The sequence below is a fragment of the Catellatospora chokoriensis genome (genome assembly GCF_011297315.1).
GTDB lineage: Bacteria > Actinomycetota > Actinomycetes > Mycobacteriales > Micromonosporaceae > Catellatospora > Catellatospora citrea.
Genome location: NZ_JAAOTI010000006.1, coordinates 72,354 through 93,158, shown reverse-complemented (window position 1 = coordinate 93,158; position 20,805 = coordinate 72,354). Strand labels below are relative to the sequence as shown.

Genomic DNA, 20,805 nt, shown 5'->3' with positions numbered 1-20,805 from the left:
GCTGTCAGCTCATCCGTGCCAGCCACGGCGCGCTCGCCGTGCCGAAGGGCTCGGCGTGGGCGCGTACGGCGGCGAGCAGTTCCTCGGCGGTGCGGCGGGCTGCGGCGACCACGTCGTCGGGGTAGCCGAACGCGACCCGGTGTTCGTCGAACTCGTCCTCGTCGAGCAGCAGCACCTCGCCGGACTCGCGGCGGCGTACCACGTCGAGGTCCAGGTCGATCGAGACGACCTGGTCCGGACCGTGCCACACCGGCCGGTCGGAGACGTCGATGTAGATCTCGGTGCGGTGCGGGGCGGCGTTGAACGCCGCGACCCAGTCGCCTTCGTGCGGGATCAGCACCACGTGCGCGGTCGGGATGAACACGGCCGGTTCCGCGCCGCGCCGATACGGGGTGTGCGCCGTGGCGCCGAGCCACACCCCGTGCTCGTCCTCGCCGAGCCGGGGCAGGGTGGCGTGCCAGTGCAGGCGGCCGTCGTACTTGCGGGCCACCATGCGCACGTCGCCGGGCCGGGGCGTGAGGTCCTTCTCGAGCCAGTGCCTGGCGTTGGGGTTGCCGTTGTAGTCGCCGATCTCCTGGTAGCCGCTGGTCAGGTAGATCCGCAGCGCCTCGGGCTGGCGGTCGCCGGTGTCCAGCCGGATGCGCCGGTAGCCGCGGCGGCGGGCGACGTCCTCCAGTTCGGCCATCAGCGTGCGGGCCAGGTTGCGGCCGCGGGCGGCCGGGCGCAGGAACAGGCGGCGCACCTCGGCGGTGTGCTCGTCGCAGCGGCGCAGGCCGCCGCAGCCGACGGGCTCGTCGCCGTCGTACAGCACCAGCCAGGTGCCGTCCGGGGCGCGCAGCTCGGCGAGGTCCAGCGGTGGCGGGGTGGTCGCAACGCCCGCGTAACGGGTCGCGATGTCGGCGAAGAACTCCGCGGTCAGCTCCCGCGACACCGGGTCGTCGGCGTCCTCCAGCGCGATGCGCACCTGCGGCACGGCACGGCCTCCCTCGGCTCGGTACGGTTCCCGATCGAGAATGCCCTACCTGTTATGCGGGGCCGCGGGCGGTACCCGTGCCGGCGGACGAAGTTCACCGCGATGGCGCGGCAACATCAACGGTGGGTCGACGCGTCCTTGTGGGAGCGGGCGCACCGCGTCGCCCGTGGAGAGGACCACCCCCGTGCCCAAGCGCCGCCCCCGTACGCCCGCCGACGCCGCCCCCCGCAAGTCCGCCGACCGCCGCAAGGCGCCGCTGTGGAGCAAGCTCGTGCTGACGTTCGGCGCGGTGCTGATGATGATCGCCGGAACCAGCATCGTGCTGCTGCGCTCGGTCGTCGGGACCATCGAGGAGGCCGTCGACCTGGCCGGGGCCGACGTCCTGGCCGGCCCGTCCGGGCAGGCCGTGCCCGATGCCAAGGCGCTCAAGGGCTCCTTCGACGTGCTGCTGCTCGGCATCGACACCCGGCCCGGGCAGAAGGCCTACGACGCCCGCTCCGACACCATCATCATCGTGCACGTGTCGGGCACGCATCAGGAGGCGTACCTGATGTCGGTGCCGCGCGACGTGCGGGTGGAGATCCCCGGCAAGGGTCATCGCAAGATCAACGGGGCCTTCCAGGCCGGACTCGGGCCGCAGGGCGACTGGAAGGGCGGCCTGAAGACCGCCACGCAGGCGATCGGCAAGCTCACCGGCATCACCTTCGAGGCCGCGGCCGTCATCGACTTCGGCGGCTTCACCAAGATCATCACTGCACTGGGCAGCGTACGGATGTGCGTCGAGGACGACACGAAGTCCATCCACCACTTCGTCGTCGACGGCAAGCCGAAGTACGTCGGCGGCATGCGCGACGCCAAGGCGGCCGACCGCTACACCGACCGCACCGGCAACCAGCGCTTCGTACACAAGAAGGGCTGCCGCGACATGCAGGGCTGGGAGGCGCTGGACTTCGCCCGCCAGCGTTACCTGCCCGACAACTCCACCGACTACGGCCGCCAGCGCCACCAGCAGCAGCTCATCCAGGCCATCGTGAGCAAGGCGACCTCGGCCGGCGTGCTCACCGACCTCGGCAAGGTGAACGAACTCATCCGGGCGGCCGGCGAATCGATGCTGCTGAGCCTGCCCCAGGGCATGGAGGTGATCGACTTCTTCTTCGCCCTGCAGGACCTCGCCGCGGCGGACCTGGTGTCGCTGAAGACGAACAACGGCTGGTTCAACGGCTACGAGATCGACGGCGAGTCGTACGAGGACCTCAACGACGAGTCCAAGCTGATGTTCAGGGCGACCGCGCTCGACAAGCTCGGCGAGTACATCGCCCTCTACCCGAGCACGGTCAACAGGAAGCCCTAGCGGCAGCGGGCCGTGTCAGTTGAGGCTGAGGACGTCGTAGTCGTCGAGGTCGGTGCGAACCGCGTCGGGCTCGAAGGTCGCCAGGGACGCACCGTGCCTGCGAGTCTGGGTGACCGCGTGGGCCAGTGGCAGCGGCAGCCGCAGGCCGAGTTCGGCGACGTAGAGCAGGTCGTCTGCCGGCATCGGCAGGATCAGGGTGTACACGTCGTCGGTCAGCAGCCGGGTCAGCCGCTTGCGCTCATCCCCGTCGACGACGCGGTAGGTGTCGGCGAAGACAGGCGCGGGAACGCCCACCGTGCCGCCGTTCTCGGCGACCACCGTGATGAGCTCGCCGACCGCCAGGGAGTCCAGCCGCGCGTAGGCGGCCAGGGCGCTGCTGATCGAGCACGACGTGGATGTTCACGCGGCCTGCCGACGGCTGCGCCCGGCGGCGCGGCGGGCTTCGTGCTCGGCCAGACGCGTGCGCATGCGATCGACACCCTCGGAGGTGAGCTGGTATCCGGCGTCGGCGAGCAGGCGGCGGGTGGCGGCGAGGCGTTCCTCATGGCGCATGCGGTCGCGGATCGCGGTGGTGACGTACTGGGAGACGTTCGGTTCCCGTTCGAGGCGCTCGGCGACCTCGTCGGGGACGTTGACCGTGACGCGTCGGCTCATAACATCATGCCACATCCTCATACCCGGTCCGGTCCTCCGTCAGCCGGGCCAGCCAGGGCAGGTGCGCGGAGCCGAACGGCTCGCGGGCGGCGGTCACGGCGGCCAGCAGGTGGCCGGCGGTGCGCCGGGCGGCGTCGATCACGTCGGGCGGGTACCCGTAGCGGACCTGGTGCTCGGCGAACTCGTCCTCGTCGAGCAGCTCGACGGTGCCGGTGTCCCGGCGGCGCACGACGTCCAGGTCCAGGTCGACGACGGTGACATGCCCGGTGCCGGTCCACACCGCAGGCGCGGCGATGTCGACGTACACCGCGGTCGGCCGCGGCGGGGCGTGGAAGTTGGCGACCCACCCGCCCTGGTGCGGCACCAGCAGCACGTGCGGCGCCGGCGGGAAGTGCGCCGGGCGTGTCTTGCGCCGCCACGGCGTGTGCCGGGTGCCGCCCAGCCACGTCCCGTGCCCGTCCTGCCCGAGACGGCGCAGCGTGGTGTGCCAGTGCGGGCTGCCGTCGTACTTGCGGAAGTCGACCCGGACGTCGTCGGGCCCGGGCCGCAGGTCCTTGTCCAGCCGGTGCGCGACGGGCACGCCGTCGTCGACCGGGCGGTAGCCCGCCGAGACGTACAGGCCCAGCGCCTCGGGCTGGCGGTCGCCGGTGCTCAGCCGCAGCCGCGTGTAGCCGAGCTCCCGCGCGGTGTCCTCCAGCTCGGCCAGCAGCGAGCGGCCCACGTTGCGGCCGCGGGCGGCCTCGCGCAGGTACACCCATTTGAGCTCGCCGGTGTGCTCGTCGAGGCCGCGCAGGCCGCCGCAGCCGATCGGCTGCCCGTCGCCGTACACCACGAACCAGGCCGCGCCCGGCGCGTCCAGCAGCGGCAGCTCGGCGGTGTCGGCGTCGGCGCTGAAGTCCTGCTCCGGGTAGCGCAGGGCCAGCTCGGCGACGAACTCCCGGCGCAGCTCACGGGACTCGGCACCGCCGGTGTGCTGCCGCTGGATCCGCAGGTGCACTCGCGCCTCCTCGTGGCCGGTGCGCGAGGCACCGCCCGTGCCGCCCGCGCGGCATGAACGGTACGTCGCGCACCGGCTCGCAGTCACTCCGTGGCGCGCACCGCGGCGGTGACGTGGGCGATCGCGCCGGCCACCGGGATGCGCTCGGTGTGGCCGGTGGCCCGGTCGGTGAACTCGACGGTGCCGTCGCCCAGGCCGCGGGCGCTGACGGTGATCCGGTACGGGATGCCGATCAGCTCGATGTCGCTGAACTTCACCCCGGGGCGCTCGGACCGGTCGTCGAGCAGCACGTCCATGCGCTGCCCGCGCAGCCCGGAGTACAGCGACTCCGCGGCCGCGACGACCTGCTCGGCGTCGCCCAGCACCGCGATGGCGACCTCGAACGGCGCGACCGCGACGGGCCACACGATGCCCTTGTCGTCGTGGTGCGTCTCGACGATCGCGGCCAGCGCCCGCTCGACGCCGATGCCGTAGCAGCCCATGACCGGGTTGACCCGCTCGCCGTCCGCGCCGAGCACGGTGACGCCGAGGGTCTCGGTGTAGCGACCGCCGAGCTTGAAGATGTGCCCGATCTCGACGGTACGCAGCACGTCCAGGGGCTGCTCGCAGCGGGGGCAGGGCTCGCCGGCGCCGACCTCGCGCAGGTCGGCCCAGCGGTCGACGGCGATGTCGCGGGCGACGTCGACGCCGCGCAGGTGCACGCCGTCGCGGTTGGCGCCCGTGGTCATCTCGCGGCGGCCGGCCAGCGCGAGGTCGGCGAGGATCGGCAGGCCGGTGACGCCGACGCCGCCGAGGCTGCCCGGCAGCGCGCCGAGCGCCTCCCGGATCTCCTCCGGGTGGGCGGGGCGCACGGCCACCGCGGCGAGGGTGTCGATGAGCTTCTGCTCGACCAGCGCGTGGTCGCCGCGCATGAGCACCAGGGTGAGCTGGTCGTCGACGACGTACACCAGGGTCTTGACCTGGCGGTCGGCGGTGACGCCGAAGCCGGTGACCAGGTCCTCGATGGTGCGCACGTCCGGGGTGTCGAACGCCTCGGGTGCGGCCGGGCCCTCGCCGTCGGCGGCCGCGGGCAGGTGCGAGGTGGCTTTCTCCACGTTCGCGGCGTATCCGCAGGCGCAGTGCACGACGATGTCCTCGCCGGCGTCGGTCGGGCACATGAACTCGATCGAGTCGCTGCCGCCCATGATGCCGCTGGAGGCCTCGACCGGGATGGCCGGGATGCCGAGCCGGCCGAAGATCCGCGTGTAGGCCTCGTGGTGCAGGTCGAAGGAGCGGTCCAGCCCGGCGGCGTCGACGTCGAAGCTGTAGGAGTCCTTCATGGTGAACTCGCGGACCCGGATCAGGCCGCTCTTCGGGCGGGGCTCGTCGCGGAACTTGGTCTGGAACTGGTACCACCGCTGGGGCAGGTCGCGGTAGGACCGCAGCTCGGTGGCGACGGTCGTGAAGATCTCCTCGTGGGTCATGCCCAGCGCGAGGTCGGCGCCCTTGCGGTCGGTCAGCCTGAACATCTCCGCGCCGATCTTGTCCCAGCGGCCGCTCTTCTGCCAGACCTCGGCCGGCTGCATGGTTGGCAGCAGGAACTCCTGCGCGCCGATGCGTGACATCTCCTCGCGGATCACCTCGATGATCTTCGCGCGGACCCGCACGGCCAGCGGCAGCAGCGAGTAGTGGCCCGCCATCAGCTGGCGGATGTAGCCCGCGCGCAGGAGCAGCCGGTGGCTGACGGCGTCCGCCCCCGCCGGGTCCTGGCGGAGGGTCGGGACGTAGAGCTCTGACCAGCGCATGACACGTACACCTGCACTCTCTGCCGTCGGACCGGCGGCGAGTCCGCCGGACGATCCGCCGATCCTATGAGCAGCGGGTATACGGCACGAGCGGTTTACGGCGTGGCGCGGTCCTGCATCTCCCAGGCGTGATCGAGCACATGCCACGCGATGCGCCGCGCCGCGTAGGCCGGGGGCCAGCCGCCGCGCGGGGGCGGCGTGCCGTCCGACGGGCTCGCCAGCACGTCCAGGATGTCGGCGCGCAGCGCCGCGAGCGCCGCGGTGTCGCCGGCGGCGGGCGCGGGGTGCTTGACCCCGATCCGGCGGGCGTACGACGCCTCGGCGGCGATCACATGGTCGATCATCCTGTCCCGGTCGCGCCCGCCGCCGCGCGGACCTTTGCGCAGCTCGGCCGGGGTCACCGCGGCGACGTCGGCGAAGACGTCCCAGGACGCCCGCACGAGCGCCGCCTGCCGCTGTGCGGTCTCGTGGTCGCGGGGACCGAAGTCGGCGCTCGCGGGCTGCTCAGGCGCGCCGAAGTCGGTGGTGGTGCCGCCGCGGACCCGTTCCACGACGCGCACGTCACCGGGTTCGAACGGGATCTTCGCCTGCTGGGCGACGACCGCATAGCGCTCGGCGTAGGAGGTCAGCGCCGCCAGGGCCCGCTCCGCGTCGCGGCCGGAGCGGCACCAGCCGGGCCACTCCAGCGCGCACGCGAAGATCCGTTTCGTGCCGAGTTCGAGGTATACGGTCGTCACATAGACATCCTGGCATGTCCGATCGGTCAGGCGAGGATGTCGTACCGGACAGTCGTCACTCCGCTGCCCAGGTTGGCGATCTCGGCGAAGGCGGCCCGGGACAGGTCCAGGCAGCGCCCGGCGATGTACGGGCCGCGGTCGTTGATGCGTACCACGACGGATTTGCCGTTGGCCGTGTTGGTGACGCGCACCCGCGTGTCGAACTTCAGCGACTTGTGCGCCGCGGTCAGTGCGTCCGGGTCGAAGGTCTCGCCGTTGGCGGTGCCCTGCGGTTCGTCGTAGAAGGACGCCTTGCAGGTGCCGGAGTCGAGCACGGTGGTGGTCTCGGTGTGCGTCGGCGAGGGGGCGTTGCGGTTGCCGCGCGAGGCGCGCTGCGGGGCTTCGCGGCGAGCGTCGGTGACCTTCGGTGACGGCGACGGTGTCGCGGTGGACTCTCCGGCGGTCGCGGTGGGATCGGTGTGCTGGGGTTCGGCGGCCACTTCGTGGGCGATCAGACCGCCTCCGACCAGGACAGCCGTGGCGACGGTGGCGGTGGCGAACGGGGCGAGCTTGCGACGGGGCTTACGGGGCAGTGAATGTCGGCCGGGCAAGGCGCTGACCTTCCGTAGGCAACAGGGTCGGGCACCGGCCGCCACGATCGGCGGACCGGGGCCGAATCGACCGTATCGAGGCCCACACATGCCATGTCAAAAGGATCGAGCATATTGGGCAGATTTGCCCCACAAGGTTCGCCCGATCGAACGACACCGGCCCGCAGCCTCGTGCTTCGGCGGCGACGGCTCAGCGGCGCCTGACCGGCTTCGGCCTCCACCATGGCCGGTCCACGACCGGATAACTATCACGGAGGTCACGGGTGGCGCCGCGCGTCACGCGCCCGCTCCGCTCATGACGGCTCGCTGCTCGGCGTGGGACGGCGCCCGGTCGGTGCCGTGATGAACGCCGGCGCGGCCACGCCCAGCAGCCAGGGGGCGCGTGGCCGCGCCGGTGGTGACGTGGCCGAGGTGGTCGGGCGTGCCGGACGAGGCTCCGCGCCAGGCCGAGATCCGCCCGCCCCCGATCGCCCGATAGGACTGCATCTGTGTCACCCCGGTTCAGTCCGTTTCTTTTGGGAACTCACTCAGTTCCGTCAGGGAACGTACCATGGGCGACATCGGGAGGGAAGCTGATGATCAAGCCACGTATCGACGAGACCTGCGGCATCGCCCAGGCCGCCGCCGTCCTCGGCGACTGGTGGAGCCTGCTGGTCCTGCGCGAGATCGCCCGCGGCCACCACCGGTTCGACGCTCTCGTCGGCGAGCTGGACATCTCGCGCAAGGTGCTGACGGAGCGGCTCGGCCACCTCGTCGAGCACGGCGTCGTCGAACGCCGGCCGTATCAGACCAATCCGGTGCGACACGAGTACGTGCTGACCGCCTCCGGCCACGGTCTGCTGCCGGTGCTCGTCGGCATGCAGGACTGGGCCGACCGGTTCGTGCTCGGCGACGGATCGTTGACCGCGACCACCCCCGGCGGCGACGGCGACCGGGAAGCAGCCCGGATCGCGGCCCTGCCCGGCAGCCGCGTACCGGCCGGACTCACGCTGCCGAGCACGCGGGGCGACGTCGGCGACGTGGTCGCGGACGCCGGCCTCACCGTGCTCTTCACCTATCCGGCGACGGGCACCGCGGTTCCTCCCGGCTGGAGCCGGATTCCGGGCGCTGCCGGCTGCACGCTGGAGAACCGCCTCTTCCGTGACGCGTGGCAGAGCTTCACCGCTGCCGGTGCCACCATCCACGGTGTCAGCACCCAGCGACCGGACGAGCAGGCCGCCTTCGCCGCGGCCGAGGAGATCCCGTTTCCGCTGCTGTCCGACGTGGATCTGGAACTGGCCGCCGCCCTGCGACTGCCGACCTTCCGGGCCGCCCAGCAGATCCGCCACAAACGGGTCATCCTGGTCATCGACCGGGATCGGGTGGTGCGGCACGGCATCCACCCGGTCGCCGACATCCCGGCCGCGGTCGCCGCGGCGCTGGAAGCGGTCCGCGAGATCAGCGGTCAGGCCCGCTCGACCGCATGACATCGCCCCCGCGGCCAGGTTGCCGCAGGGACGATGCCGATGGTCACGGCCGGATGGGCCGATCCGTCCACTTGCTCTCGTCGCCGTGCGCGCCCTCGACGATCCGCACCGACCCGGCGTAGGCGATCAGCGCGTCCCGCGGCAGCGGCGCGGTGATCTCCAGCGCGAAGCCGTCCACGTCGTGCAGCACCAGGAAACCCTCGTTGATCACGGCGGGATGGCCGTCCACCTGCTCGGTGGCCGAGCCGGGCTTGTCCGCCGGGGTCGCCCCCGAGTCCGCGTCCACCGTCGTGATCACGTCCGGCGGGAACCGCAGCGGGTCGGTGTTGTCCACCCGGCCGAATGTCACCGCGATCCGGCTGAACGGGGTGCCGTCGGCCTTGGTGCCCCGGTAGACGGTGGTGCGGGTCAGCCGGGAGCACTTCGGCACGCCGGGCACGGTGAACGGCGCGGTCACTGCGGTGCCCCGCCCGATCGTCAGCGCACCCGCGACCCGCTGTGCGGTGGCCCGCAACGCTGCCATGGCCTCGGCCGAGGGCTGCTGGTCCGACTGCTGCGCGGTGTCGGCGGCGGAGACGAACGCCCACCCGCCGTCGGCCCACTGCCAGGCCAGCCGCGCCGCGTCGTACTGGTACATGCCCTGGCGCCCGGGCAGCCACCAAGCGGGCCGGCCGCCGACCTGGCCTGCGGGTTCACCTCGGGCCGCGTCCACCACGCCGGGGAAATCGCCCGGTGCGCCGAACATGGGCTTGCCGCCCCCGGCGAACACCGCAACCTCGACGCGGAAGCGCTCGGCCCGGTCGAGCAGGCTGACGCGCTGCCAGAACCGCGCTGTGGTGAAGTCCTCGACGTGCAGGTCGAAGTCCGTATCGGCCTGCGGACGCGTCAGCCCGGTCACGTCGACCCAGTGCCTCAGCACGTCGAACGAGGTCGGCGCGGATCCATCGGTCGGGACCGGCGGCGCGGCAGTGGGCGACGGGCTCGGGCACGGCGGTGGCAGCGGTTCCCGGGTCGCCTCCGGCGTCGCCCCGACCTGCGACTGGCCGACGCCGCCAGTGAACCACGCGGGCACCGCGGCACCGCCCGCCAGCAGCAGTGCCAGCGCGCCCGCCGCGCCTGCCGCCCGCACCCGGCGCTGCCTGCGCCCGGTGCGCACCGCGCGGGCCACGTCCACGCCCGAGGGCGGCAGCGCGGCCTCCCGGAACGCGCTGAGCACGTCCTCGTCCTTCATCGGTCTGCTCCCTTCGCTGCGCTCGCCGTGGCGGGGTGCTCGCCGAGCAGCCGCCGCAGGGTCGCCAGGCCGTCGGAGGTCTGGCTCTTCACTGTCCCCGGCGAGACCTGGAGGATCTCCGCGACCTCCTCGACCGAGCGGTCGGCGAGGAAGCGGAGCACCACCGCGGCACGCTGCCGCGGCGGCATCTGTCCGAGTGCCACCTGCAGCACCATCCGGGTGTCCACGTCCGTGGCGGACGCCACCTGCTCGCTGCCCGCGTCCGCGGCCAGGCTGACCCGGCTCCAGGCCAGGCGGCGGTCGTCCAGGAAGGTCCGCACCAGGATGGTGTGCAGGTACGCGTCGAGGTTGCGGGCCTGGCTCGCCTGCCGCCATTTCACGTAAAGCCTGGTGATGGCCTGCTGCACCAGGTCGTCGCCCCGATGCGGGTCGCCTGCCAGCTGTGCGGCGATCCGCCGCAGCGCGGGCAGGCGGGCGGTCACGTACGCGACGTACTCCCGCTCCTGTTCCCCGTTCATCAAACCTCCGGTAGTCGCACTCACCCGGTCGACGGGTGCGGCGACGGCTCCGGTTGGGCGGACCGTGAGAGTAGTGGCTGCGCCGTACCCGCCGCAGGATGTCCTCGGGGCACACGTCGAAGGTCTGTCCCGCCGGTGCGCCCCGGGGGAGCCAGCCGCTGCCGGTCAGCGGTTGCGGCGCTCGCGGGCGCGGGCGGCGATCTGCTTGGACACCACGGACAGGCCGGTGGCGATGACGACGGCGTTGAACAGCATCTGCACGATCAGCAGCGCGCGGGCGACCTGGCCCTGCGCGTGCACGTCGCCGAACCCGACCGTGGCCAGCGTCGACAGGGCGAAGTACAGCGCGTCGACGCGGGTGTTCAGGTCGACGAACTCGCCCGGCGCGTTGACCGCGACGAGATAGTCGGCGAGGGCGAAGAACAGGACCCCGCCGACCAGGGTGGTAAGCAGGCCTGTCAGAGGGGCTTCGGCGACGTCGAGCTGACGGCGGACCTGGCGCACGATGAGCATCACGGCGGCGGCCAGCCCGACGAGCGTCGCCAGGGCGCGGATGATCAGTGGCACGGTGCCGTGGCCGCTGTCGGTGGGCACGACGAAGTACACGACGAGCAGCAGGACGCTGTTGATCAGCGGTTGCACGATCGGGTGCCGCCGAATGACCGACATGTCGCTATTGTTGCCCACGAGGTGTCGCCTCGGCCCACGACGCGGCGGGCGGTCAGCCGGCGGCGACGCGGAAGCCGATGTTGCCCGCGGAGCTGTCGGGTGTGTTCGCCGAGCGGGCCGCGATGCGGTAGCGGTTGCAGTACGACTCGTGGCACATGTGCGAGCCGCCGCGCATGACCCGTGATGTGCCCTCGGCAGGCCCGGTCGGGTCGAGGCGCGGGCCGGTGACGTGGAAGTCGACGCTGAACCAGTCCGCGCACCACTCCCACACGTTGCCGGCGACGTTGTACAGGCCGTACCCGTTGGGGCGGTAGGCCTTGACGGGGGCGGTGCCGAGGTGGCCGTCGGCGGCGGTGTTGCGGGTCGGGAAGTCGCCCTGCCAGATGTTGCACAGGTGCCGCCCGCCGGGGGTCAGCTCGTCGCCCCACGGGTAGCGGGCCTGCTCCAGGCCGCCGCGGGCGGCGTACTCCCATTCGGCCTCGGTCGGCAGCCGGGTCCCCGACCAGTCGCAGTAGGCCTGCGCGTCGTGCCAGGAGACGTGCACCACGGGATGGTTCTGCAGCGCGCCGGCGTCGGAGCCGGGCCCGTGCGGGTGGCGCCAGTCGGTCCCGGGCACCACCGCCCACCAGGGTGCGGCCTGCACCCGCTGCGCCTGCCGGGCGAGCTGCGGCGGCAGGAAGCCGTCGAAGACGAACGAGAAGCCGAACCGCTCGGCGTCGGTGACGTGCCCGGTGGCCTTGACGAAGGTGGCGAACTGGGCGTTGGTGACCGTGGTCGGGTCGATGCGGAACGGGCTCAGTTCGATCTGGCGGACCGGGCCTTCGCCGTCGGCGGGGAAGCCTTCGGCGTCGTCGGTGCCCATCAGGAACCTGCCGCCGGGTATGGCGACGGTGCGCGCGGCGGCCCGCGACGGCGTACCAGCGGCTGGGTGTGCTGGTCGTGGCCTCGCGGTGAGCGTGAGCAGGGCGGGTCCGGCGCTGCCGGCCGAGGGTGCGCAGCAGGCGGGTGGGTGTTCGGCCATGGTGGTCCCTTCGTGCTGCCCGGCGGCGGACGCGCCCGCCGCCGGGCAGTTCGGGTCAGGTCAGGGTGCGGTGCTGCCGGAGCTGACGCGGTCGGCGGCCAGCTGTGCCGCCAGCGCGGGGATGCCCAGCGCCTGCTCCTGCGCCGGGGTGGCGTCGTGCAGTTTGTTGGTCAGCTGGTGCGGGTCGTTGACCAGGTCGTAGTACTCGCGGAACAGGATCGCGCCGGAGCCGGTCGGCAGGCCGTTGGCGTCGGTGTGCAGCTGGTAGTACTCGGTGTACTGCTTGTTCGCCCCGATGTAGGACGCCCAGGTGTGCGGGCCGCCGGTGCCGGTGCCGTGCTTGAAGAACTCGGTCAGCACGTGGTCGCGCCGGTGCGGGCCGAGCAGCGAGTGCCCGTCCTGCGGGTATTGGGCGTCCGGGGTGATGCCGGCGGCGTCGAGGATGGTCGGCGCGATGTCGATGTTGGCGGCGAGCCGGTTGTCGTCGGCGCCGGTGTCCAGGCCGCCGGCCGGCCAGGACACGAAGAACGGCACCTCGACGACGGGGGTGTAGGGCACGGACTTCTTGGTCCAGCCGTGGTCGGCCCAGGCGAAGCCGTTGTCGGCGATGAAGAACACCAGGGTGTTGTCGAGCTGGCCGAGGGATTCGAGCTTGTCGTGCACGGCCTGCACGGCGTCGTCGACCGACAGCAGGGTGCGCAGCTGGTTGGTGCGGATGTTGCGGCCGTCGTCGAGCGTGCCGGTGGCGTCCTGGACGAAGCCGGGTTTGTCGCTGCGGTCGGCCTCGGGCACCGACGGGCGGCCGTCCCACGCCGGGACCGCGGTGTCGGCGTACTTGCCTTCGGGGGTGTTCGGGCCGTGCGAGGCGTACGGGGCGAGGTAGAGGAACCAGGGGCGGGAGTCGGTGGCGGTGCGGTCGAGGAACTTCAGGGCCCGGTTCTTCACCACGGTCGTGGTGTAGTTGTTGATCGTCTGCACGGTCCCGTCGACGTTCCAGGTGCCGTTGGTGTAGGTGGGCGGGGCGAGGACCGCGAACTCGTCGAAATGGGGCGGGTTGTCGTCGACGTCCCAGCCGTTGAGGTACTTGCCGTACAGGCCGGTGCGGTAGCCGGCCTGCTGCAGGTAGCGCTGCACGGTCGAGTGGTGGTTCAGGTTCGCGGCGTGCTGGTTGCCGCGTACGCCGTGGTTGTGCGCGTACTGGCCGGTGAAGATCGAGGACCGGCCCGGCGCGCACAGCGGCGTGGTCGCGTGCCCGCGGGTGAACTCGACGCCGTTGCCGGTCAGCCAGGCCCGGGTCTTCGGGATCGCCCAGGCGGTCCCCTTCGGATGGTCGTCGGTGACGATCACGAGGATGTTGGGCCTGGTGTCGGCGGCCTGCGCGGCGGCCGCGGGCCAGCCGGCGGCCGCGGTCGCACCCGCCGCGGCCGACGCCGCGAGGAACGTGCGCCGCTTGAGCGAGGAGGTGCCTTCGGACATGGGCCTTTCCTTTCGTACGCGCACGGCGGCGTCACGCCGCGCGGCATGGGTGCGCGGCGTGACACTGTGCGGTGGGGGTGGGGGGGGCGGTGGCGGTGCCACCCGGCCGGGAGGAGCAGCGCGGGCGTTCAACCGCCCGTGGGCGGCGTGAACGCGCAGGTCAGCGCAGACAGAGCGCGCTCGCCTGCCGTCGTAGATCGACGTGCCGGCGGGCCGTGAACAAGGGCCTGCGCTCCATGTGACCGAGCCTAGAAAGGACCCTCAAGGATCTCAAGAAACTCAATATTTCGTCATTTGAAACTGTGTTAACAGCTTGCGGAGGCGTCAGCGGCGGCGGGCCGAGGCGTCGATCTCGGCGTTGGCCTTCGCGACCTTCTCGGCGATCGCGGCGCCCACCATGGCGAGCAGGACGAGGTACGCGCAGCCCAGCAGCGGGCCGGGCAGCGACAGCAGCTCGCCCAGCGGGGATCCGCTGAGGTCGAAGGGCTGCCGGTCGAGGTGCAGCACGCCCTCGTCGTCGGTCATCGCGCTGGTCACGATCCAGCTCAGCACCAGGTTCACCGCGATGTTGACGGCCAGGCCGAGGACGGGCACGAGCACCGGCTGGCGCAGCTTCAGCAGCCAGGCCGCCACTGCAGCGGTGACCATCGCGACCACGGGGACCAGTACGTCGTGCGCGGCGTCGAAGCCCGCCGGCGCGTCGCCGAGCAGGAGGCTGACCACGCCGGCGACGGCGAAGGAGGCGATGCCGACGAGCGCGCCGCGGCCCAGGACCCGAAGCATGACCAACACACCCTCCCCGTCAGGTGATCAACGACGGGTCATCATCGCCGATCGGCCGACGCGCGGCAAGGGGCCGGTCGTCCTGGGCCGGCTCACTCCTCCGGCCGGGCCTGTGCCGCGGTGACGGCGCGACCGGCGGTGCGAGCCAGGGTGAGCACCTCCTCGACGCTCCACTGGTCGTCGGCGTGCGTGCCGTACTTGGCGGCCAGGACGGTGCCGTCCGGTCCGATGAGGAGGTCGGCGGGCAGGCCGAGGCGGCCGCCGGACGGGTTCGCCGAGGGCAGATGCGCCTTGCGGCAGGGCAGGAGCCAGAGGGCCGCCGTCACCGCGCGCACGATCCCCGGCCAGGCGCGCGGATCGAGCAGCGCCCGTGCCCCGGCCTCGACGCCGAACGCCCGGTACCACCGCTTGTCCCCGTCGGCGATGACGGCGAAGGGCAGGTCGCGTACGTGTTCGCGCAGCTCGTCAGCCCCGGAGTGGAAGAACACGATCTCGCGGACCCCCGCGCCGGTGAGTCGGTCCGCGGCGCGCGCGAAGGCGCGCAGGTGGAGGTGGCAGATCGGGCAGCCGGCGAAGCGCCGGAACTGCAGGTGGACGAGGCGGTCCGGGTCCGGCGATCGCACCGGTTCGCCGGTGACGGTGGTGAGGTCGAGCCAGGGTGCCCGGTCGCCTGCTGCCAACTTGGCCATGAGTGCGCCCTTCGTAAGAGTACAACGTACGCCTACGAAGCTATAAGCGTATCTTGTACGCTGTCAAGCCGTGCCCCGCAGGAAATCCCTCACCACCGACCAGCTCGCCGCCGCCGCCCTCGCCGTGGTCGACCGCGACGGCCTCGCCGCGCTGACGATGCGCACGGTGGCGCAGGAACTGAACATGGGCACGATGTCGCTCTACCGCTACGTCAGCGACCGGGAGCAGCTCGAACGGCTGGTCGTGGAACTGGTGCTGGGCGGTGTCGACTTCACCGTGCCCGACCTGCCCACCTGGCAGGAGCGCGTCGTCGCGCTCTGCGAACGCATCCGGTCGGCGGTGCAGGCGCACCCCGCCGTGGTGCCGCTGCTGCTGGTGCACCGGCACGCCTCGCCGGGCGTACGCCGCAGCGGCGAGGCGCTGCTGGGCATCATGGCGGGGGCGGGATTCTCCGGCGAGCGACGCGTCATCGCGTTCCGGGCGCTGCTGGCCTACCTGGTCGGTGCGCTGCAGGCGGAGGGGCTCGGGCCGCTGTCCGGTCCCGGCACCGAGGCGCTGGCCGCGCTCGGCGAGCAGTATCCGTACCTGGCCGAGACGGCCGTGACGGCGCGAAACGTGTCACCGCAGCGCGAGTTCGGCGAGGGCCTCGCCCTCGTGCTCCGCGGCCTCACCCCCTGACCCGCTCCCGAGGCTCCCGCTCGCGGCGGGCGGACCCGCCCCCGGCGCGAGCGGCGGGCATCAGGCGGCGCTGGTGTCGGCGGCGGGGAGCAGGCCGTCGAGCAGCAGGTGCAGGCCGCCGTCGAGGGCGTCCTTGGCCAGGCGGACCGGGTCGTAGTGCGAGGTGGACGAGGATCCGGCCAGCGCCGTCGAGTGCGGGAAACGTTGCGCGAAGTCGGGCGCCAGGCGGGCGAGCAGCGCGGAGCGTTCGGTCCACCACTGCTGGTCGGAGGTGCCGGTCGCGGACGCGGCGGCCAACCCCTCGGTGGCCGTCTGCGCGGCGCCGCGGACGAGGTGGAACAGTGCGCTGACGGCGGGCCGCAGCTTGCGTGGCGGCAGGCCGGCCGCATCGAGGACGGCCAGCAGTGATTCGAGGACGGCCTGCTCGTGCGGGCCGAGCACCGGCCGGGCGTAGGACACCTGCAGCAGCCACGGGTGGCGCAGGTAGCGGCCCCACAGGTCGTCCGCCCAGGCCAGCACCGCGGGCCGGACGCCGCCGTCGACACGGTAGACGTCGGGCAGGCCGGCGTGGGCGTGGTCGTACATCAGGTCGACGAGTTCGCGCTTGCTCGGCACGTAGGTGTAGAGCGCCATCGCCGAGGTGCCCAGGCGTTCGCCGACGGCGCGCATGGACAGCCGGTCCATGCCGTCGGCGTCGGCGACGGCGATGGCGGCTTCGATGATCGCGTCGACGGTGAGGCCCTGTTTCGGGCCGGGGGCGGTGCGGCCGGTGCGTGTCCGGTCCTCGGCGGCGGGGGAGTGGGCTCGCCACAGCAGTGCCATGGTCCGGGCCGGGTCGCCCTGGCCGCCGTACAACGTCATGTGACAACTCCGTACATCGTAAGCTAATGTCTGTCCGGGGATCGCCTTACAGCATACGGAGATGATGATGGCAAGCGCGACACTGCACGACGGCAGCATGATCGAGTTCGAGGTGCACGGCGACGGACCCGTCCTGCTCCTACCCGCCCCGGCCCCGGTAGAAGGCCCGAAAGCCGAGGCCATGCGCGCCTGGGGCGCCGACCCGGCACTCGGCCGGTCCCTGACCGACGGGCTGCGCGACCGGTTCCGGGTCGTCACCGTCGACTACGAGGGCCACGTCATGGCACACCCCAAACCCGACACCCTCACCCCCGCCAACGCCGCCCGCGACCTGCTCGCCGTCGCCGACGCGGCCGGCGCCGACCGCTTCGCCTACTACGGCTACTCCTGGCTCGGCCTGCTCGGCCAGCAGCTCGCCCTGCGCACCGACCGGCTGTCCGCGCTGGTCATGGGCGGCTACCCGCCGGTCGGCGGCCCGTACGCGGCCATGCTCGCGGTGACCACCGCCGCCCACGCGGCATCCCTGGCGGCCGTGCAGCACCCGCCCGCGCCCACCGAGACCGTGCCCGGCGACTGGTCCACCGTCTCGGTCACCACGACCGTCGACCAGACCAGGCAGTTCGTCACCCTGTACGAAGCACTGCGCGACTTCGACGACCGCGCCGCCCAGCCGTCGCTGACCTGCCCGCGGCTCTGCGTCGTCGGCTCCGCCGACACCATGGACTACGCCGAGCAGTGGGGCGGCGTCACCGTCGACATCGCCGGACCGGTGCTGCGTGAGCGCACGGACCTCGAAGCGCTCGGCTGGGACGTCGCCGTCCTCGACGGAATGGACCACATGCAGGCCATGCAGGCCGCGGCCGTGCTGCCGGTGCTGCGCCCCTGGCTCGCGGCCAGGATCTGAACGGCGGTCCCGTCAGTCGGCCTTCACCCGCCGCGGCCGCCCCGCGAGCAGGCACAGCACCGCGGTGACCAGGTACAGCACGGTGACCGCGAGCCAGCTCTGCCGGTGCTCGGTCAGCTGGCTCGGCAGCATCGGATGCGCCAACCCGTCCGGGTCCTCGACCACGGTCACGGATTCGCCGATGCGGTAGGTGTTCTCGTCGACGGTCAGCTCGCCGCCGACGGCACGGCCGGAGTGGGCGGCCATCGCGTAGTGGTAGCGGTCGGCCGACCCGCTGCTCTCCCGTACGGACATGACCTGCGCCTCCACCTGCCCGCCGCGCAGCTGCAGCAGGCTCGGCCCGGTCTCGCGCAGCACGATCACCACGAACAGGAAGCCCATCACCGCCGCCACCGCGGTCCACACCGGACGGAAGCCGGACAGCGCGAACCAGCCCGCGGTCACGCCGGCGGCGAGGATCAGCCCGACCGCCAGCCCGCGGTGCTCGGCGGGCAGCAGCGCGGAGCCCGCGAGCCCCGCCGCCAGGGCGGCCACGGTGATGACGAGGAACAGCCGCAGGCCGCGGAACTGCCGGGGGTGGAGCGCGCGGAAGGGGTTTCGCATGGCGATGAGGGTATGGCCTGGGGCCGCCGCCTGTGTCCTGGCCGGACGCGCAGTCTGTGACCTGCCGGTATACGAGCGGAGGGCTCCCCGTGGTGTCCGGGGAGCCCTCCTTCACACGCCGGTGACAGCTCAGACGGTGCTCTCGCGACGGCGGCGCGCCGACACCAGCAGGACCGCGCCCAGGCCGACCAGCGCGACACCGGCCAGCGAGATCCCGGCCAGCGGGGCGCCGGTACGCGGCAACGTGCCGGATTCCGGCGACGGGCTGGCTGACACCGAGGGCGAGTCACCGCGCGAAGGGCTGATCGACGGAGAGCCGCTGACCTGCGGCGACGGGGAGGCGCTGAGCTCGGCGGTGGGCGACGTGCTGGCCTGCGGCGAAGGCGACAGGCTCGGCTCGGGGGACTGCTCGGGCTCCGGAGACGTCTCCGGCGAGGGGGACGTCTCCGGCGAGGCCTCCGGTGACGGCGACAGGCTGCCCTCCGGCGACGGCGAGGTGCTCACCTCAGGCGACGGCGACAGGCTCGCCTCGGGCGACGGCGAGGTGCTCACCTCAGGCGACGGCGACAGGCTGGCCTGCGGCGACGCCGAGGGGGAGGTGCTCGGCTCCGGCGAGGGAGAGGCCGACGGGCTCGGCGCGGGCGGCGGGGTGTCCTTGCCGGCGCACGTGTGCGTGACCACCAGCTTCAGCTTGTCCTCGCCGTTGCCGTTGGTCTTGGCCGTCAGCTTGGCCTGGGCGGTCACCAGCTCCCAGCCGTGCGGCACGACGACCCAGGCCAGGTGCGGGTTCGCGGCATTGGCGAAGCCGTCGGGGTAGGCGTCCGCGTCGCCGGTGCGGATGAAGGTGACGATCGTCCGGCCGTCGTCGGAGAACGTCGCCTTCACGCCCAGGACCTTGTCGAACTCGTTCGACGGCGAGTTGAAGACCCAGCCGTCCTTGCTGTCACCGATGGCACCGACCTCGGTGCAGTCCTGGCGGAAGTCGTCGGCCTCGCTGCCCTGGTGGGACTCCTGCAGCACGACGTTGTAGGGAGCGTCCGGCTTGTCGTCGGCCAGCGCCGGGATCGCGGCGAAGCCGATGGTTCCGGTGGCCAGCACCGCGCCCGCGATGATCGCGATGCGCCCGCGCTTGTTCATTTTCGCTCCGAGGGTTGATCAGCAGTGTGCACGGTGATCCTGCCCGGCCGGCACCCTGAGTTGATCACGTCGGCGGTCCGTCCTCGCGGCCCGTCAGGTCGCCTCGTCACGCCGTTCGGCCAGCTCAGGTGACATGTAGGTCGGCTTTAGGTTGACCCGGGCTCGTACTATCCGCGCATGCGACGGGCGGAAATCGACACCGTACGGCTCCTCTGGCAGGAAATGCCCGGTGACTTCACGGCCACCCTGGCATTCGCGGTAGGCGCCCGCGACGAGGACGTCGACCAGCTCGGCATCACCCACCTGGCCGCCCGGCACCTGCTGCTGAGCCTGCTCGCGGAGCCCGACGAGACCGCAGGCCTGCTCGAGACGTCGTTCACCCTGACCGGAGACCCCGCCCAGGTCGCCGAGGACCTGAACGACCTCGCCGCGCTCATCGAGAACCCGGACCTGAGCGGCTTGGCGCTGACCGCGCAGCAGCTCGACCCCGCCGACCGGGCGAGCGAACTGGACCTCGACCTCGACGACGCGGTACGCGACCCGTGGGCGTCGCTGCTGGCACGCCGCCTGGGCCCGACCGGCCCCGGCCTGCTGCGCTGGCCCGCCGTCGACCCGCACCGGCTGACCGCCGACGAGGTCCGCGCCCACCTGGCCCGCTGGTTCACCGCCGGCAACGCCGTGCTCACCTGCACCGGCCCGCCACCGGCCCAACTGCGGCTGCCGCTGCCGGCCGGGCCGCGCGCCGCCCACGCGACATCGCCGGTGCGCGGCTCCGCGGGACCGGCCTGGTACGCCGACGAGGTCGTCGCCCCCGCCATCGCCGTCGGAGCCACCGCCGGACCCGAGGCGTTCCTGCTGATGCGGCTGCTCGGCACGCGGGTCGACGCGGCGCTGCAGCGCGCCGCCGTGAAAGCCTGGTCCACGGAATGGTCGACCCCGGTCGGCGACGAGCGCCTGGAACTGGGCCTGAGCCTGCACCTGCGCGGCAAGGCCAGGCAGCGCGACAGCGCGCTCGCGGCCCGGATCCTGTGGCAGGAACTGCGGCGGCTGGCCGTGGAGGAACCGTCGCCCGCCGAGCTGGACGGCATCGTCACCCGGTTCACCCGGTCCCCGGCCGAGGACCCGCAGCTGCGCGGGCAGCTGGAGCGCCTGGGCGTGCTCGACTCGGCCGAGCAGGCGCACGCGCAGGCGCCGCTGGTCGACGCCGGGCATCGGGAGCTGCTCGACGTGTCCGACGAGTTCGGCCAGGCCCAGGTGGCGGCCGCAGCCCGGCTCGGTCCGGCGGACGTACGGGCCGCCGCGGTCGCGTGGCTGCCGTCAGCGCTGCTGGTGGTCCCCAACGGCGTGGACCCCTCGCTCGACGGGATGGCCCGGACCGGCTGCCCGACCGGCTCGTACACCCCGCAGGGCGAGCTGCTGCGCCCGTCGCTGGCCCGGCGGCTGCGCGGGGCGAAGGACGGGCTCGTGCTCGGCGACGACGCGTGCCACCTCGTCGCGGCCGACGGCACGGTGCACACCTTCGCGATGCGCGACGCGATGCTGATCCAGCGCCGGGGCGAGACCCTGCTCGGCGACGTCGGCCACGGCTGCCTGGTCGACGTCAGCGGATTCACCGGGGTCGACAAGCTCGTCACCCGGGTGCCGCCGCGCCGGCACCGGATCGCGCACGACTGAGCCCAGCC

General features: G+C 72.5%; 24 protein-coding genes. 5 read left to right on the top strand and 19 right to left on the bottom strand.

Annotated elements, in window-relative coordinates:
- Window positions 1-4 precede the first annotated feature (4 nt).
- The gene (locus tag HAV39_RS11195) at window positions 5-973 is read right to left on the bottom strand and encodes a GNAT family N-acetyltransferase (RefSeq protein WP_191839118.1); all 969 of its coding nucleotides are present in this window, start codon (window positions 971-973) and stop codon (window positions 5-7) included.
- A gap of 166 nt (window positions 974-1,139) precedes the next feature.
- Here HAV39_RS11195 and HAV39_RS11190 point away from each other — a divergent pair, with 166 nt between their 5' ends.
- Window positions 1,140-2,324 carry an LCP family protein gene (locus HAV39_RS11190; protein ID WP_191839117.1) on the top strand — a complete coding sequence of 395 codons (1,185 nt, stop codon included), beginning with the start codon at window positions 1,140-1,142 and terminating at the stop codon, window positions 2,322-2,324.
- Between the two features lie 15 nt (window positions 2,325-2,339).
- Here HAV39_RS11190 and HAV39_RS11185 read toward each other — a convergent pair whose 3' ends face one another.
- From HAV39_RS11185 to HAV39_RS11155, 7 genes are all read right to left on the bottom strand, one after another.
- A complete protein-coding gene (locus tag HAV39_RS11185; protein WP_191839116.1) occupies window positions 2,340-2,642 on the bottom strand; it encodes a hypothetical protein in 303 nt (100 codons plus the stop codon).
- A gap of 81 nt (window positions 2,643-2,723) precedes the next feature.
- On the bottom strand, window positions 2,724-2,978 hold the full coding sequence (locus HAV39_RS11180) for a hypothetical protein (RefSeq protein WP_191839115.1): 255 nt from the start codon (window positions 2,976-2,978) through the stop codon (window positions 2,724-2,726).
- Between the two features lie 4 nt (window positions 2,979-2,982).
- Window positions 2,983-3,975, bottom strand: a complete 993-nt coding sequence (locus tag HAV39_RS11175; RefSeq protein ID WP_191839114.1) for a GNAT family N-acetyltransferase — start codon at window positions 3,973-3,975, stop codon at window positions 2,983-2,985.
- Window positions 3,976-4,058: 83 nt separating this feature from the next.
- Window positions 4,059-5,759 (bottom strand): proline--tRNA ligase, encoded by a 1,701-nt coding sequence (locus tag HAV39_RS11170; RefSeq protein WP_191839113.1) that lies wholly within the window; start codon window positions 5,757-5,759, stop codon window positions 4,059-4,061.
- A 95-nt stretch (window positions 5,760-5,854) separates the two neighbouring features.
- Window positions 5,855-6,496 (bottom strand): hypothetical protein, encoded by a 642-nt coding sequence (locus HAV39_RS11165; protein ID WP_191839112.1) that lies wholly within the window; start codon window positions 6,494-6,496, stop codon window positions 5,855-5,857.
- A 26-nt stretch (window positions 6,497-6,522) separates the two neighbouring features.
- Window positions 6,523-7,086, bottom strand: a complete 564-nt coding sequence (locus tag HAV39_RS11160; RefSeq protein WP_239120717.1) for a septal ring lytic transglycosylase RlpA family protein — start codon at window positions 7,084-7,086, stop codon at window positions 6,523-6,525.
- A gap of 276 nt (window positions 7,087-7,362) precedes the next feature.
- Window positions 7,363-7,572 (bottom strand): hypothetical protein, encoded by a 210-nt coding sequence (locus HAV39_RS11155; protein WP_191839110.1) that lies wholly within the window; start codon window positions 7,570-7,572, stop codon window positions 7,363-7,365.
- An 89-nt stretch (window positions 7,573-7,661) separates the two neighbouring features.
- On the opposite strand from HAV39_RS11155, the gene HAV39_RS11150 reads away from it, so the two are divergent.
- Window positions 7,662-8,552 carry a winged helix-turn-helix transcriptional regulator gene (locus HAV39_RS11150; protein WP_191839109.1) on the top strand — a complete coding sequence of 297 codons (891 nt, stop codon included), beginning with the start codon at window positions 7,662-7,664 and terminating at the stop codon, window positions 8,550-8,552.
- Window positions 8,553-8,595: 43 nt separating this feature from the next.
- Here HAV39_RS11150 and HAV39_RS11145 read toward each other — a convergent pair whose 3' ends face one another.
- The 8 genes from HAV39_RS11145 to HAV39_RS11115 all read right to left on the bottom strand — a co-directional run bounded on the left by HAV39_RS11145 (window position 8,596) and on the right by HAV39_RS11115 (window position 14,939).
- On the bottom strand, window positions 8,596-9,783 hold the full coding sequence (locus HAV39_RS11145; RefSeq protein WP_191839108.1) for a hypothetical protein: 1,188 nt from the start codon (window positions 9,781-9,783) through the stop codon (window positions 8,596-8,598).
- A complete protein-coding gene (locus HAV39_RS11140) occupies window positions 9,780-10,301 on the bottom strand; it encodes a SigE family RNA polymerase sigma factor (RefSeq protein ID WP_191839107.1) in 522 nt (173 codons plus the stop codon). The genes HAV39_RS11145 and HAV39_RS11140 overlap by 4 nt, the downstream gene beginning before the upstream one ends.
- Window positions 10,302-10,466: 165 nt before the next feature.
- Complete coding sequence (locus HAV39_RS11135; protein ID WP_191839106.1) at window positions 10,467-10,970, bottom strand: potassium channel family protein; 504 nt, start codon at window positions 10,968-10,970, stop codon at window positions 10,467-10,469.
- 52 nt (window positions 10,971-11,022) lie between these two features.
- Window positions 11,023-11,991, bottom strand: coding sequence for a formylglycine-generating enzyme family protein (locus tag HAV39_RS11130; protein ID WP_191839105.1), 969 nt, complete (start codon window positions 11,989-11,991; stop codon window positions 11,023-11,025).
- Window positions 11,992-12,051: 60 nt separating this feature from the next.
- Window positions 12,052-13,467: a sulfatase family protein gene (locus tag HAV39_RS11125; RefSeq protein ID WP_191839104.1), complete on the bottom strand. Its 1,416-nt coding sequence runs from the start codon at window positions 13,465-13,467 to the stop codon at window positions 12,052-12,054.
- Between the two features lie 160 nt (window positions 13,468-13,627).
- Window positions 13,628-13,705, bottom strand: a complete 78-nt coding sequence (locus HAV39_RS43605; protein WP_360656391.1) for a putative leader peptide — start codon at window positions 13,703-13,705, stop codon at window positions 13,628-13,630.
- An 86-nt stretch (window positions 13,706-13,791) separates the two neighbouring features.
- On the bottom strand, window positions 13,792-14,250 hold the full coding sequence (locus HAV39_RS11120) for a hypothetical protein (protein ID WP_191839103.1): 459 nt from the start codon (window positions 14,248-14,250) through the stop codon (window positions 13,792-13,794).
- Window positions 14,251-14,342: 92 nt separating this feature from the next.
- Window positions 14,343-14,939: a peroxiredoxin-like family protein gene (locus HAV39_RS11115; RefSeq protein ID WP_191839102.1), complete on the bottom strand. Its 597-nt coding sequence runs from the start codon at window positions 14,937-14,939 to the stop codon at window positions 14,343-14,345.
- A 70-nt stretch (window positions 14,940-15,009) separates the two neighbouring features.
- On the opposite strand from HAV39_RS11115, the gene HAV39_RS11110 reads away from it, so the two are divergent.
- Complete coding sequence (locus HAV39_RS11110; protein WP_191839101.1) at window positions 15,010-15,618, top strand: TetR/AcrR family transcriptional regulator; 609 nt, start codon at window positions 15,010-15,012, stop codon at window positions 15,616-15,618.
- Window positions 15,619-15,678: 60 nt separating this feature from the next.
- On the opposite strand, the gene HAV39_RS11105 is transcribed toward HAV39_RS11110, so the two are convergent.
- Window positions 15,679-16,479, bottom strand: coding sequence for a TetR/AcrR family transcriptional regulator (locus HAV39_RS11105; RefSeq protein WP_191839100.1), 801 nt, complete (start codon window positions 16,477-16,479; stop codon window positions 15,679-15,681).
- A 61-nt stretch (window positions 16,480-16,540) separates the two neighbouring features.
- Between HAV39_RS11105 and HAV39_RS11100 the strand changes: the two genes are divergently transcribed.
- Window positions 16,541-17,383, top strand: a complete 843-nt coding sequence (locus HAV39_RS11100) for an alpha/beta fold hydrolase (protein WP_239120718.1) — start codon at window positions 16,541-16,543, stop codon at window positions 17,381-17,383.
- Window positions 17,384-17,395: 12 nt separating this feature from the next.
- Here HAV39_RS11100 and HAV39_RS11095 read toward each other — a convergent pair whose 3' ends face one another.
- Together HAV39_RS11095 and HAV39_RS11090 are read right to left on the bottom strand one after the other, a co-directional pair.
- Complete coding sequence (locus HAV39_RS11095; protein WP_191839099.1) at window positions 17,396-17,986, bottom strand: hypothetical protein; 591 nt, start codon at window positions 17,984-17,986, stop codon at window positions 17,396-17,398.
- Window positions 17,987-18,115: 129 nt separating this feature from the next.
- Complete coding sequence (locus HAV39_RS11090; RefSeq protein WP_191839098.1) at window positions 18,116-19,123, bottom strand: LPXTG cell wall anchor domain-containing protein; 1,008 nt, start codon at window positions 19,121-19,123, stop codon at window positions 18,116-18,118.
- 177 nt (window positions 19,124-19,300) lie between these two features.
- Between HAV39_RS11090 and HAV39_RS11085 the strand changes: the two genes are divergently transcribed.
- Window positions 19,301-20,797 carry a peptidase M16 family protein gene (locus tag HAV39_RS11085; protein WP_191839097.1) on the top strand — a complete coding sequence of 499 codons (1,497 nt, stop codon included), beginning with the start codon at window positions 19,301-19,303 and terminating at the stop codon, window positions 20,795-20,797.
- Window positions 20,798-20,805 lie beyond the last annotated feature (8 nt).